Annotated in this window: 13 protein-coding genes; 11 read left to right on the top strand and 2 right to left on the bottom strand. The window is 73.8% G+C overall.

The genetic code is table 11. The features are described 5' to 3' along the window. The first annotated feature begins 103 nt into the window (after nt 1–103). Genes ABZ877_RS10145 through ABZ877_RS10120 form a run of 6 tightly spaced genes read left to right on the top strand, consistent with a single transcriptional unit; the run spans nt 104 to nt 5,146 of the window. Entirely contained in the window at nt 104–1,039 is a 936-nt protein-coding gene (locus ABZ877_RS10145; RefSeq protein ID WP_361067334.1) for an MBL fold metallo-hydrolase, read from the top strand. A 44-nt stretch (nt 1,040–1,083) separates the two neighbouring features. Then, the gene (locus ABZ877_RS10140) at nt 1,084–1,623 is read left to right on the top strand and encodes an RNA polymerase sigma factor (protein ID WP_361067331.1); all 540 of its coding nucleotides are present in this window, start codon (nt 1,084–1,086) and stop codon (nt 1,621–1,623) included. Beyond that, a complete protein-coding gene (locus tag ABZ877_RS10135; RefSeq protein WP_361067329.1) occupies nt 1,620–2,420 on the top strand; it encodes a hypothetical protein in 801 nt (266 codons plus the stop codon). Before ABZ877_RS10140 ends, ABZ877_RS10135 begins: the two co-directional genes overlap by 4 nt. Before the next feature lie 34 nt (nt 2,421–2,454). Next, nucleotides 2,455–3,249, top strand: coding sequence for an ABC transporter ATP-binding protein (locus ABZ877_RS10130; protein WP_361067326.1), 795 nt, complete (start codon nt 2,455–2,457; stop codon nt 3,247–3,249). After that, on the top strand, nt 3,246–4,553 hold the full coding sequence (locus ABZ877_RS10125) for a hypothetical protein (protein ID WP_361067323.1): 1,308 nt from the start codon (nt 3,246–3,248) through the stop codon (nt 4,551–4,553). Before ABZ877_RS10130 ends, ABZ877_RS10125 begins: the two co-directional genes overlap by 4 nt. Further along, nucleotides 4,550–5,146: a hypothetical protein gene (locus tag ABZ877_RS10120; protein ID WP_361067320.1), complete on the top strand. Its 597-nt coding sequence runs from the start codon at nt 4,550–4,552 to the stop codon at nt 5,144–5,146. Before ABZ877_RS10125 ends, ABZ877_RS10120 begins: the two co-directional genes overlap by 4 nt. A gap of 18 nt (nt 5,147–5,164) precedes the next feature. Here ABZ877_RS10120 and ABZ877_RS10115 read toward each other — a convergent pair whose 3' ends face one another. Beyond that, nucleotides 5,165–6,667 (bottom strand): carotenoid oxygenase family protein, encoded by a 1,503-nt coding sequence (locus tag ABZ877_RS10115; protein ID WP_361067617.1) that lies wholly within the window; start codon nt 6,665–6,667, stop codon nt 5,165–5,167. 173 nt (nt 6,668–6,840) lie between these two features. Between ABZ877_RS10115 and ABZ877_RS10110 the strand changes: the two genes are divergently transcribed. The 3 genes from ABZ877_RS10110 to ABZ877_RS10100 all read left to right on the top strand — a co-directional run bounded on the left by ABZ877_RS10110 (nt 6,841) and on the right by ABZ877_RS10100 (nt 10,639). After that, complete coding sequence (locus ABZ877_RS10110; protein ID WP_361067317.1) at nt 6,841–7,863, top strand: LacI family DNA-binding transcriptional regulator; 1,023 nt, start codon at nt 6,841–6,843, stop codon at nt 7,861–7,863. Nucleotides 7,864–8,035: 172 nt separating this feature from the next. Next, a complete protein-coding gene (locus tag ABZ877_RS10105) occupies nt 8,036–9,157 on the top strand; it encodes a cellulose binding domain-containing protein (RefSeq protein ID WP_361067315.1) in 1,122 nt (373 codons plus the stop codon). Between the two features lie 279 nt (nt 9,158–9,436). Further along, complete coding sequence (locus ABZ877_RS10100; RefSeq protein ID WP_361067312.1) at nt 9,437–10,639, top strand: Cmx/CmrA family chloramphenicol efflux MFS transporter; 1,203 nt, start codon at nt 9,437–9,439, stop codon at nt 10,637–10,639. 31 nt (nt 10,640–10,670) lie between these two features. Here the strand turns inward: ABZ877_RS10100 and ABZ877_RS10095 are convergent, their stop codons facing one another. Continuing rightward, nucleotides 10,671–11,633, bottom strand: coding sequence for a LysR family transcriptional regulator (locus ABZ877_RS10095; RefSeq protein ID WP_361067309.1), 963 nt, complete (start codon nt 11,631–11,633; stop codon nt 10,671–10,673). An 89-nt stretch (nt 11,634–11,722) separates the two neighbouring features. On the opposite strand from ABZ877_RS10095, the gene ABZ877_RS10090 reads away from it, so the two are divergent. Then, nucleotides 11,723–12,646: a zinc-binding dehydrogenase gene (locus tag ABZ877_RS10090; RefSeq protein ID WP_361067306.1), complete on the top strand. Its 924-nt coding sequence runs from the start codon at nt 11,723–11,725 to the stop codon at nt 12,644–12,646. Further along, on the top strand, nt 12,643–13,617 hold the full coding sequence (locus ABZ877_RS10085) for an alpha/beta fold hydrolase (RefSeq protein WP_361067303.1): 975 nt from the start codon (nt 12,643–12,645) through the stop codon (nt 13,615–13,617). Before ABZ877_RS10090 ends, ABZ877_RS10085 begins: the two co-directional genes overlap by 4 nt. Nucleotides 13,618–13,643: the final 26 nt, after the last annotated feature.

The following is a 13,643-nucleotide window of genomic DNA, read 5'->3' as shown; positions in this document are numbered from 1 at the left end:
CGGTAAAAGCAAAGCGTTTGCGTTAGGTGACGGTAGAGCCTACGGTGACTTAAAGCAAACGAATTGCGTTTATAGGTTTCCTCCGTAAGTCCGTACGATCCGCATGTCAAGGAGACGACCGACCGTGAGCACCTCTCCGTCCTGGACCGTCGGCGATCTGACCGTCCACCGCGTCGACGAGATCCCTCTGCCGCCCGCCACCGGCGCGTGGCTGCTGCCCGCCGCCACCCCGGACGTCGTCACCGGACACGACTGGCTGCACCCGCACTTCGCCGACGCGCAAGGGGTGCTGCGCCTCGACAGCCACAGCTTCGCCTTCGTCCTCGACGGCCTGCGCGTCGTGGTGGACACGGGCATCGGCAACGGCAAGGAGCGGGCCAATCCCGCCTGGCACGACCTGGACACCGACTACCTCGGCCGCCTCACCTCGGCCGGATTCCCCCCGGACTCCGTCGACCTGGTGATCCTCACCCACCTCCACGCCGACCACGTCGGCTGGAACACCCGGCACGAGAACGGCCGCTGGGTGCCCACCTTTCCCCGCGCCCGCTACGTCACCTCGCGCACCGAGCGCGAGTTCTGGGCCGGGTACGCCATGGACGAGGCGCGTGCGCAGATGTTCCGCGACTCCGTGCTCCCCGTCGAGGAGGCCGGACTGCTCGACCTCGTCGACACCCCCGCCGACGGCGCGACGATCCTTCCGGGCCTGCGTCTGCTGCCCACGCCCGGCCACACTCCGGGGCACGTCGCCGTCGAGCTGACGAGCCGCGGGGAGACGGCCGTGATCACCGGGGACTGCGTCCACCACCCGGTCCAGTTCGCCGCCCCCGCCGTCGGCGCGTGCGTCGACATCGACCCCGTACGGTCCGAGGCGTCACGCCGCGCGCTGCTCGGCACGCTCGCGGACACGGACACGCTCGTCCTCGGCACGCACTTCGCACCGCCCACCGCCGGGCGCGTGGTACGGCACGAAGGCGCCTACCGGTTGGCGCCGGTCCCGCCTGTCGCACCGGTCGCACCTGCACCGGTCGCACCGTGAGAACCCGGATCGGCCCTCGCTTCGTCTAGCTGGTCGTGAAAGGCATGGCAGACCTCGACGAGGCAGAACTCGTGCGTCGTGTCGCCCGGGGCGACCGGGCGGCGTTCGACGAGTTGTACCGGCGCACGTCGCCCTGGATGGCGGTGCGGCTGCGCCGCCGCTGCGCCGACGACGACGTCGTCGCCGACGTGCTCCAGGAGACCTACCTGGCCGTCTGGCGAGGAGCCGGCGGCTACGCGGGCTCCGCGGTCGGGGGCAGCGCGGTCGGCTGGCTGTGGACCATCGCGGCGAACCGCCTCGTCGACGCGTTGCGGCGGCGCGCCCGGCACGAGCGGGTGCCTGCCGTCGTCCTGACTCCGGCGACCGCGCCCGCCGCCGAGGACGAGGTCCTCGCCCACCGCGTCGACCAGGACCTCGAACAGGCGCTGTTGCGGCTGCCGGTCGAACTGCGGCAGGTGATGCAGGCCATGGTGCTCGACGGCCTGTCCGTACGGCAGACGTCCGTCCTGCTCGGCATGGCCGAGGGCACGGTGAAGACCCGCGCGCGGCGGGCCCGGATCGCACTGCGGGAGGCGCTGTCATGACGCATCCGCCCACCTCCGTCCTGGCGCGCTACGCGCACGGCGGGCAGGGGCTCGACGACGCCGCCCTGTGGAGCGTCGAAGCCCACCTCGACACCTGTGCGGCCTGCCGCGCACACCTCGCCGCACACACCACCCCGGACACCCGGGACCTCCTCGACCGTGTCGCCGCCTCCCTCGACCAGGCGATCGGCACGGGCCTGCTCCCGGCCCGGCAGCCCGTACGCGCCCTCGCCCCGCACCGGCGCTGGTTCGTCTGGACCCTGCTGCCCTGGCTCGTCATGACCGTCGCGGTCCTCGGCTGCGGCGTACTGCTCGACTCCGTCGCGCCGAGCCTGCCCTCGCTCGTGCTGCTCCTGGCCCCGGTGGCCCCGCTGCCCGGTGTCGCGGTCGCCTGGAGCCGGCGCTTCGACCCGGCGGGGGAGCTGATCGCCGCCACGAGCGCGGCCGGTCCGACGATGGTGCTGCGGCGCACGCTCGCGGTGCTCGTCGTCATCCTCCCCGCCCTCTTGTTGGCAGGCGTGAGCACCGGAACCTCCCTGGCCCTGACCCTGCTGCCGTGCCTGGCGTTCACCGCGGCCGCGCTCGCGCTCGGCGCCTTCGTCGGTGTACGGCGCGCGGCGACCGGGCTCGGGGCGCTCTGGGCGGCGGCCGTCCTCCTGCCCAGCGTGGCCGCGCACTCCCTGCCGCCGGTCCTGCGGCCGGGCACCGCCCTCGCCTGGGGCGCGGCCACCGTGGCCCTCGCCGCGCTGACCGTGCTCGCCGGGCCGCGCTTCCGCCGCCTGACCAGCGGCATCTGACACCCCCCGCCCCCAACCCCTCCAGGAGAGACCCATGCGAACGGTGCGTGCCGCCGAGACGGCCCCGACCCTGCATCCCTGGCACGTCCACGCGGACGGCCTGCGCGTCCGGGCCGGCCGCCACCTCGCCGTCGACGGCCTCGACCTGACCCTGCGGCCGGGGGTGCACGGCGTGCTCGGCCCGAACGGGGCGGGCAAGACCACGCTCATGCGGGCGCTGGCCACCGTCGTCGAACCGGCCGGCGGCACGTTGACGCTGCTCGGCGCGCGTGTGGACGGACGCGCCGACCTGCGTCCGGTGCGCCGCAGGCTCGGCTACCTGCCGCAGCAGTTCGGCTTCTACCCGCGCTTCACCGTCCGCGAGTTCGTCACCTACATGGCCTGGCTGAAGGAGATGCCCCGGGCCGCCACACCCGATGCCGTGCAACGCGTGATCGACCGGGTGGGTCTCACGGACAAGGCGGACGCCAAGATGAAGACCTTGTCCGGCGGCATGGTGCGCCGGGCCGGGATCGCACAGGCCGTCGTCAACGACCCCGAACTGCTGCTCCTCGACGAACCGACCGTCGGTCTCGACCCCGAACAGCGCCTCGACTTCCGCGACCTGCTGCGCGAACTCGGCGGCGACAGTTGCGTCCTGGTCTCCACCCACCTCGTCGAGGACGTCGTCGCCGCCTGCACCGACGTCCTTCTCATGAACGAGGGCCGGCTCGTCTTCCAGGGCACCCCCGACGACCTGATCGCCCGCGGCGGCGACCGCGACGCGGGCGACAGCCCGGCGGAGCGCGGCTACTCCGCACTCCTGCGACAGCACCGGAGCCTCGTATGACGCGCGTCCTCGGCATCGAACTGCGCCGCTCGGCCGCCCTCGGCGCCGCGCCGCTCATCGCCGTCGCCGGCACGATCCTGCTCCACGCCACCGCCGGGCGCTGGTCCGCCGGGTGGATGGCGCTGGCCACGACGCAGCGGGAGTACCTCGCGCTGCTGTCACCCCTCGCCATGGCCGCCGGTGCCTGGCAGTCCTACCGCGAGCACCGGGCGAACGTCGCCGAGCTGTTCACGAGCGCCGCCCGCCCACGACCGCGGCGCATCGTGCCGGTCCTGGCCACGACCGCCGTTGCGGTCCTCCTGGCCTACCTGGTCACGCTCCTCGCGGCGGCGCCCCGGATCGCGGGGACGGCCCGCTACCTGCCGTCGGCCGCGTTCGTCGTCGTCGCCGTCGGACTGGTCGCGATGGTCGCCTCGGTCTGGCTGGGCCTCGCCGTCGGACGCCTCGTCCCGGCGCTCGCCACCGCGCCCGCGCTGGCCGTGGCCGGTTTCGCCCTGCTGGTCTTCGCACCGCACACTCTCCCGGACGGCGGCATCGCGACCGCGTTCTCGCCGATGGGGACGAGCATGTTCACCGACTACGACACGGTGGACGGCCGGGTCAGCCTCGCGCAGGCGCTGTGGATCGCCGCGATCGCCGCGGCGGCGGTCGTCCTCCTCGCCGTCCGGAACCGTCGGCTCGCCCTCACCGCGCTGGTGCCCCTGGTCGCCGGAGCGACCGCCACGGCGCTGGTCGTGCCGACCGGCGACGCCTACGCGCGGGGCACCGTCGACCCGGCCGCCCAACGGCCGGTGTGCACCGAGGACACCCCACGCGTGTGCGTCAGCCGCGCGCACGAAGGGCTGCTGCCCGAGGTGGTCCCGGGGGCCAGGCGCGCCCTGGCGCTGCTGGCGCGCACCGGGGTCGCGGAGGCGCACGAGGACACGACGACCTACACACCCCCCACCGCGCCGAAGCCCCGCCCGGACATCGCGCTGATGCCCGTCGCGGTCGACAGGCACGGTCACCTCGCACACCCCGACCGGCTCGAACTCTCCCTGCTCGTCGGCGCGTTCACCGGACCCGCCGCATGCCGGGACACCTCCGACTTCGACGTGGCGACCGCCGCCGCCTACTGGCTCCTCGACCGCGAACCGACCCTCGGCCTCGACGGCAGCCCGCTCCTCGGCCCGGAACCCGTCGCCCTCTGGAAGCGGCTGAAGATGATGCCGAAGGGCGAGGCCCAGGCCCGGGTCAGCGCCGTGCGGCAGGCGGCCCAGCGCTGCCAGGACACCTCCGACCTGCTGACCCGGAGCCCGCGATGACGGGCCTGACCCTCTACGTGCGCTCGCGCCGGGGGCCCGCGGTGCTCGGCGCGGCGCTCGCGGGCACGGCCGCCGCGTGGCTCCTGGCGGCGGTGCAGGGTGTGCGCGGCGAGGTGACCGGTACGGTGCTGGCGCTGACGGTGCTGCTCCTCGTGGCCGTCCTCACCACCACGCTCGGCGGCCCGGACGACGCCCTGGACCGTACGGCGGCGAGGCCGTGGGCGCGGCTGCGCCTGGCACACCTCGCGGCGCTCCTGACATGTGTGCTGGTGTTGTTGGCCGCCACGTCGCTCACCGGCACACGTTTCGGCCCCTTCGCGTGTGTCGTCCGCGACACCGCCGGACTGCTCGGCCTGACCGCCCTCGCGGCGGTGTGGCTCGGCGCCGCCCGGTCCTGGTTCCCGTCCCTGGGCTGGACGCTCGGCGCGGCGGTGTCCCCGGCCACGGGCAGCGCGGGCGAGGCGCTGACCTGGCAGATGCAGGCCCCCGACAGCGTGCCCGCGGCTCTGGTCGCGGCGGTGCTCGCCGCCGCCGGAGCCACGGCGTACGTGGCCCGGGGCCCGCACCTGCGCGGACCCTCGGGCGACGTCTAGAGCTGCGGACCGCACGCCCTACGCGTCGGGGACCCAGCTCCCGTGGAACCCGAGCGGCACCCGGCCGGGCAGATGGATCCGGGCGAGCGGACGGCCGCCGAAGTCCTGGGCCGACAGGATCAGCAGGTCGGTGGCGCCGCGATCGGGATCGTTCACGTACGACAGGACGTAACCGTCGTCCTCGTCGCGAGCACCGCGCCGGGGGACGAACACCGGCTCGCTGACGGCCGCGCCCCTCGGGCAGCGGTGCACCTGGCGGCTGCCCCGGAGCATGTCGTGCTTGACGAGGTAGTTGGCGAACTTCTCGTCCGGCGGCACCCCGTCGACGGCCTCGTACGCCCGCCACATCTCGGCCGTGCTCGCGGTGTAGGCGTAGCGGTGCCGGTGCGCGACCAGGGCCTCGTTGACGCGGGGGAACTCCTGCGGGAGGTCGTCCAGGCGCGTGCCGCGCACCCGGCCCGAGCGGAGATCGACGGTCCAGCGGTCGAGGGTCGGCGAGCCGGTCGCGGACGGGCCGCCCGAGCCGCGCCCCGCGACGTAGAACGGCGCGGGGAACCCGATGTACTCCATGACCACGGTGTCGCCCTCGTCGTAGGCGTTGAGGGTGTGCGAGTAGTACACGGGAGGGATCTCGAACCACCTGGTGGTCCCGCCGGCGCGCGGCAACAGGCCGAGCCGCATGGGGTGTCGCTCGTTCCACACGTACGGCACGCTCGCGCCCGCCTCCGCAGCGGCGGCGTCGAAGGTGATCGGCACGTCCACGATCACCACGTACTTCCCGGTGAGCGCGAAGTCGTGCATCATCGGCGCGTCCGCCACCGGGACCCGCGTCGTCCGGGCCACCCGCCCGGTCCGGTCGATCATGATGTGGCGTACGTGGTCCCAGGTCGGGTAGTAGGCGACGGCGTGCAGCTCGTCGGCCTCGGCGTCGTACTTGGTGTGCGCGGTGAACGCTCCCGAGAGCGTCGAGCGGAAGTCGTACGGGCGTACGGTGGCCAGCTCGCCGTCCAGCTCGTACGGGAGCGGCCCGCTCTCCTGCAACGCCAGGATGCGGCCCTTGTAGGGGATGACATGGGTGTTGCACGCGAAGTCGTCCGGCGGCACCTGGCCCGGATATGTCTCGCCCAGCTTCCGTGACACCTGTGAGGAGCGCACCCAGCGGTTGCGGTACCACTCCGCGCGCCCGCCGCGCAGCCGGACCCCGTGCACCATGCCGTCGCCGAGCATCCAGTGGTGGGCACGGACGTCCTCCAGGCCCAGCGCGTTCGGGCCGTTGCGCAGATAGCGGCCGTCCAGGTCGCGCGGGACGCGGCCGGTCACCTTGAGATCGAAGGCGGTCAGCTCCTCGGTAGCGGGCGCGAACGCCCCTTCCAGAAACGGAATTCCGCCCTTCCGTACGCCCCGGCCGCTCGCCCGCGCCGACGACGCGAGGGCGCCGGGCAGGGCGCCGCCCCCCACGACACTCCCCGCCGCGGTGACCGCGACACCTTTCAACACATCGCGCCGTGTGCGACCGGCCATCATGTCTCCCCGTTCCGTCGTGGGTGGCGCTTCCACCACGGACCACCCTCCTCCCCGGCGCCCGTCGGCACAGTCGGCCCAGGCCCCGCATCCGGGGGTGGTGCCAGCACCACCCCCGGCACCGGACGGGTCGTAGTATCGGGTGATCTCAGGCGGGCAGACGGGGGTGGGGCATGGGCCGGCAGCGTCCTGACGTGCCGACGCTGGAGGAGGTGGCCGCCCGCGCGGGTGTGGGGCGCGGCACCGTGTCGCGCGTCATCAACAACGCGCCGGGCGTGCGGAGTTCGACCCGGGAAGCGGTGCGCCGCGCCATCGCCGAGCTGGGCTATGTGCCGAACCTCGCGGCCCGCTCCCTGGCCGGGCGGCGCGCCGACGCGGTGGCGCTCGTGATGATGGAGTCGGACTGGCGGCTGTTCGGCGAACCCTTCTTCAGCGAGATCGTCCGCGCCGTCGGCAACGCCCTGACCGACAGCGGGATGCAGTTGCTGCTCACCCTGATCCGCTCCGAGACCGAGCGGCAGCGCTTCGTGGAGTACGCGCGGGGCGGCCGGGTGGACGGCGTTCTGCTGATGTCGGTCCGCGCCCAGGACCCGCTGCCCGACATGCTCGCCGACGCGGGGCTGCCCACCGTGCTCCTCGGCCGCCGCACCGGCGAGGAATGTGTGACCTACGTCGACGCGGACAACGTGGGCGGCGCCCGCGCGGCCGTCTCCCATCTGCTGGACAGCGGGCGGCGCACCCTCGCCGCCATCACGGGACCGCTCGACATGTATGTCGCCCAATGCCGGTTGCGCGGCTACCGCGAGGCCCTGGCGCAGGCGGGGGTCGAGGACGTGCCGTCCCTCGTCGCGGAGAGCGACTTCACCGAGGAGAGCGGGCGCCTGGCCATGGCCGAACTCATCGAGCGGCACCCGGGGATCGACGGGGTGTTCGCCGCGTCGGACACCACGGCGGCCGGGGCGCTCACCGCCCTGCGCGCGGCGGGCCGCAGGGTGCCGGACGACGTCAAGGTCATCGGCTTCGACGACTTCCCGCTCGCCGAGCGGACGGACCCGAAGCTGACCACCGTCCGCCAGCCCGTGGACGAGATCGGCCGGACCATGGTGCGGCTCCTGGAGGAGGAGATGCGGGAGCCCGCGACGGCCTGGCGCCACGTCATCCTTCGTACGGAGCTGGTCCTGCGCGACTCGGCCTGATCCGCGCACGCCTCCCGGGAGCGCTCCCAGCCACCTTCGCCCAGCCTCTTGTCAGGGACATGCGTGACTTCTACAGTCCCTTCCGCACCGCAATTGGGAGCGCTCCCAACTGTCCCGGGTGGAGCGTGCCCGACACCCACGGCTGTCCCTCCTGTGCAGAGAGGCCCCCCACATGCGACCGTTACCGCACCTCCGCCGCGCCGCACGCGGCGTCCTCGGCGCCCTGCTCACCGTCGTCGCCCTCCTGGCGGCGCTCCTCGCCACCACGTCACCGGCGCACGCCGACACCCGCGTGTGCGAGGAGTTCGGCTCGACCACGATCCAAGGGCGCTACGTGGTCCAGAACAACCGCTGGGGCACCAGCGCGACCCAGTGCATCACCGCCACCGACACGGGCTTCCGGATCGACCAGGCCGACGGCTCCGTACCCACCAACGGCGCCCCGAAGTCGTACCCGTCGATCTTCAACGGCTGCCACTACACCAACTGCTCGCCAGGGACCAGGCTCCCCGCGCAGCTCAGCACCATCTCCTCCGCGCCCACCAGCATCTCCTACAGCTACGTCGACAACGCGGTGTACGACGCCGCCTACGACATCTGGCTCGACCCCACCCCCAGGAAGGACGGGGTCAACCGGACCGAGATCATGGTGTGGTTCCACAAGGTCGGGCCGGTCCAGCCCGTCGGGTCGCAGGTCGGCACCGCGACCGTCGCCGGGCGCACCTGGCAGGTCTGGTCGGGCAACAACGGCGGCAACGACGTCCTCTCCTTCGTCGCCCCCTCGGCCATCACCGCCTGGAACTTCGACGTCATGGACTTCCTACGGCAGGCCGTCTCGCGCGGACTCGCCCAGAACAACTGGTACCTGACGAGCATCCAGGCCGGGTTCGAACCCTGGCAGAACGGCGCCGGGCTCGCCGTCACCTCCTTCTCCTCCACCGTCAACACCGGCGGCGGCAGCGACCCGAGCGGCTCCACCGCGTGCAAGGTCAGCTACGGGACCAACGTGTGGCAGGGCGGCTTCACGGCCGACGTCACCGTCACCAACACCGGGACGACGCCCGTCGACGCATGGCGGCTCGCCTTCACCCTGCCCTCGGGACAGCGCATCACCAGCGCCTGGAACGCCTCCGTCTCCCCGCAGTCGGGCGCCGTCACCGCGAGCGGCCTGGCGCACAACGCACGCCTCGGCGCGGGCGCCAGCCAGACCTTCGGCTTCCAGGGCACCTACAGCGGCTCGTTCGCCGCGCCGGGATCGTTCAGTCTGAACGGAACGGCCTGCGCCGTCGCGTGACGTCGACGGCCCGGGACGAAACCGGGGTGCCCCGACCGGTACCCGTCGGGTAGCGTGCGGGGCATGTCGAGTCCTGAGTCGGACGAGGTGGGGGCTTTCGGTCACGCCGTCAGCCCCCTGCGCCACTGAACCCGTAGCTCCGTACCCTGTCGTCGCTCCGCGCCGCGTCGCGCGGCGCCACAGGTGACAGGTGTGCGCACGTGTGCGCGTGTATGCGGCCGGGGTTGGCCGCGGTGACGAGATGACCTCTCGTGCTTCTCCTCACCCCGGAGCGATTCGATGCCCCTCCCTCTCCATCTGCTCGCCGTGGCGGTCTTCGCCATGGGCACCTCCGAGTTCATGCTCGCCGGTCTGCTGCCCGACATCGCCTCCGACCTCGGCGTCACGGTCGGAACCGCGTCCAGCCTCACCTCCGCCTTCGCGATCGGCATGATCGTCGGCGCGCCCCTCGCGGCCGCGCTCTCCCGCCACTGGCCCCGGCGCTCCAGCCTCTTCGGGTGCGTCGTCACGTTCGCGGCGGCCCACGTGGTCGGCGCCTGCACCACCAGCTTCCCGGTGCTGTTCGCCGCCCGCGTCGTCGCGGCGCTCGCCAACGCGGGGTTCCTCGCCGTCGCGCTCACCGTGGCCGCCACGCTGGTCGCGCCCGACAAGAAGGGGCGCGCGCTGGCCGTGCTCCTCGCGGGCACCACGCTGGCGACCGTCGCCGGGGTCCCCGGCGGCTCGCTCCTCGGCACACTGCTCTCCTGGCGGGCCACCTTCTGGGCCGTCGCCGCGCTGTGCCTGCCCGCCGCCCTCGGCATCCTGCGGGGCATCCCGTCCGGACGTACGGAGGAACAGGCGGCGGGCGGACCGGCCCTGCGGACGGAACTCGCGCAACTGGCAAGGCCCGGGCTGCTGCACGTGATGCTGCTCGGCACACTGGTGAACGCCGCGACCTTCGCCGGCTTCACCTTCCTGGCCCCTGTCGTGACGGATGTCGCCGGCCTGAGCGACACCTGGATCCCCGTCTGCCTCGTGCTCTTCGGCGCGGGCGCCTTCGCGGGCGTCACCGTCGCGGGCCGCCTGGCCGACCGGCACCCGGGCCGCGTCCTCGCGGTCGGCGGACCGGCGGCGCTCGTCGGCTGGTGCGCCCTGGCGGCGCTCGCGCACGAGCCGGTCGCACTGCTCACCCTCGTGTGCGTCCAGGGGGCGCTGTCGTTCGCGCTGGGCGGCACCCTGATCACACGGGTGCTCTACGAGGCGTCGGCGGCCCCCGTCATGGCCGGCTCCTACGCGACGGCGGCGCTCAACACCGGCGCCGCCACCGGCCCGCTCCTCGCGGCAGCCACCCTCACGACCGGGGCGGGAAAGCTCGGACCGCTGTGGACGAGCGGCGCCCTGCTCGCCATCGCGCTGCTCGTCTCCCTTGCCGCCGTACGCGGACGGGCACGCCGGCGTCAGCCGTTGCCGCCGTCGGAGGTTGGCACGCCGGGGGCGCGGTGATGGCCCCCCCAGCCGCCCCTCTCCCACCACCTCAAACCGCGAACGGCCGCCACCCGTTCCCGTCCCCGGGGCGGGGCGTAGGCGGCTCCGGCAGCCAGTCGTGGGCCGGGTCGTACTCCAGCCAGCGGCTCTGGGCCGCCTGGGTCGCGCAGGCGGTCATCAGGCGGTCCAGGCCCGGATGGGTGTCGTCGGCGCGCCAGAGCAGGGACCAGGCGTAAAGGGGCGTGGGGTCGACGAGGGGGACGGTGCGGATTCCGGGGACGTCGGGCAGGGGGACGTCGGCGGGCAGGAGCGAGAAGCGGTCCGGGGACCCGGCGATCTCCGCCAGGAAGTGGGGGAGCCCGAGGTTGACGCCCGTACCCCTGTCGCGCACGTCGAAGCGTTCGGCGAACTGGTGGAGGAAGTCGAGCCGGTCCAGGGGGCCGGGCGCCCACAGGACGCTGCCGCGCAGCCGGTCGGGGCGCAGCTCGTGTGCGGAGGCGAGCGGATGGGCGGCGCTCAGGACGGCGTCGACGGGTTCGAGGCGGATCAGCCGGTGCGCGAGGCCGGAGCGCAGCGGGGGATGGACCCGGCCGAACGCGGCGTCGATGTCACCGTGGAGCAGAGCCGTCGTCACCGAGGGCAGATCGCGGCCGTGGCCGGTGATCAACTCCCCGGCGTGCGCCGCCACTTGCGTCAAGGTGCGCATCGGCGCGTACAGATGCCCCCAGACGTCCACGCGCAGCGGACGGTCGTCCCCGGTGACCGCCGCGACCGCGGCGTCCGCCGCCGTCACGGTGCGGCGGGCCGGTAGCAGGAAGCGCTGCCCGGCCTCGGTGAGCCGGACCCCGGTGCCACCGCGCTCGAAGAGCCGGGCGCCGAGCCCGGACTCCAGGCGCGCGATCCGTTTCGACAGGGCCTGCTGGGAGATGCCGAGTGTGCTCGCGGCCCGCCCGAAGTGCAGTTCCTCGGCGGTGCGGACGAACGCGCGTACCTGGGCCACGTCGAGATCCACGGCGCTCACCTTAGGCGACAACCGACAGATGTCGGCGACCGGCGTCGGTTGTTGGAGCCAGGGACGGCCCCGGGGGTTGCATCCTCGGTATGCGAAGACTGATTGCCACGGGGGACGCGACGCGCCCGGTCGCCTTCACCGACGTCGCCCAGCCCGTCCCGGCACCGGACGAGGCACTGATCAAGGTCGAGGCGTTCGCGCCGAACCGCGGTGAGACGTTCCTGATCGAACGCCCCGCGCCGGGGTGGCTGCCCGGCAAGGACGTCGCGGGCCTCGTCGTGCAGGCCGCGGCGGACGGATCGGGCCCGGGCACCGGCACCCGCGTGGTCGGGCACCCGGCGCACAGCGGCTGGGCCGAGTACGCGGCCGTGCCCACGCACTCCCTCGCACCGCTCCCGGACGGCGTCGGCAGCGCACACGCCGCGGCGCTGCCGCTGGCCGGGATCACCGCCCTGCGCCTGCTGCGCACCGTCCCCTGCCTCGCGGGCCGTCGGGTGCTGCTGACGGGGGCCTCGGGCGGCGTCGGCCACTACGTCACCGAACTGGCCGTCGCGGCCGGCGCCGAACTGACCGCGGTGACGGCCACGCCCGCACGCGGCAGGCGGCTTGAGGAACTCGGCGCGCGGGTGGTGCACGACGTCACGGACGCGGAAGGGCCCTTCGACGTCGTCCTGGAATCCGTCGGCGGCACCGTACTGCCGGCCGCGCTGGCCAGGACGCGCCCCGGCGGCACCCTGGTCTGGTTCGGCCAGGCGAGCCGCGCCCCGGCCACCCTCGACTTCTTCGACCTGCTGAACGGGCCCGAGCGCGTCACGATCCAGCACTTCCACTACGCGGGCGCCCCCTACGGCCCCGACCTCGCGACCCTGGTGCGCCTGGTCCAACAGGGCCGACTGCACCCGGAGATCGGCCGTGTCGCCGGCTGGACGGAGGCCGCCCGCACCCTGATCGACCTGCGGGAGCGCCGCGTGCGCGGCAAAGCCGTCCTGCTGACCGGAGGAACCGCACGATGAACGCCCACGAGTTCGCCGCCGCCCAGTGGACGCGCGCCACCGGCGCGGGCGTCGACCCGCACGAGTACCGGCGCGTCACCGACGCCCTTACGTCCGTCGACGACTGGGGCCCGTCCCTCGTCCGCACCGCACACGCCCACCTCGCCCGCGCGGACGCGGCCCGCTCGAACATCTCCCGGGGCGGCCATCTGCTGATGGCGGCCCGCTGGTTCCACCTCGCCACGCTCGGACCGAACCCGGAACCGGCGCGCGCCGCGGCCGGGGCGGACGAGGCCCTGGGCCGCGCCCTGACCGCCCTGGAACCCGACGCGCGGCGCGTCAGCGGCGACGGCTTCACGGGCTGGCTGCGCGGCCCCCGCGACGCACCCAGAACCGTGATCGTCGTCCCCGGCCTGGACTCCGCCAAGGAGGAGTTCCTCGATCTGGCGTCGGCGCTGCTGGCCAGGGGGCTCGCGGTGTTCGCGATGGACGGCCCCGGGCAGGGCTCGCTCGCCGCCACCACGACGCTGCGGCCGGACTACGAACAGATCGTGCGCCGGGTCGTCGACGCCCTCGGTGTCGCACACGTCGCCGTCGTCGGCCTGAGCCTCGGCGGCTACTTCGCCGCCCGCGCCGCCGCACTGGAGCCGCGCGTGACCTCGGTCGCCACCGTCAGCGGGCCCTTCCGCCTCGACTGGGGACAACTGCCCGGCCCCGTACGGGACATCATGGCGGCCCGCACGGGCGGCGGCATGGAGGCCGCCCGCGCCTTCGCCCGGCACGTGGACCTCTCCGCCCTGGCACCCCGCATCACGGCCCCCTTGCTGGTCGTCGACGGCGGCCGGGACACCATCCCCGGCGTGACGAACGGCGAACAGCTGGCCGCCCTGGCGCCGCACGGCACCTACCTCTCCGTGCCCCACGGTGACCATCTGCTCGGCAACGCCCGCTCCGACTGGCTGCCCCACGTGGCCGATCACCTCATGGCGTGATCCGGGCACCGCCCTGTGGCATTTGC

The organism is Streptomyces sp. NPDC046939 (assembly GCF_040644575.1).
GTDB lineage: Bacteria > Actinomycetota > Actinomycetes > Streptomycetales > Streptomycetaceae > Streptomyces.
This window is presented reverse-complemented; position numbering and strand designations above follow the sequence as displayed.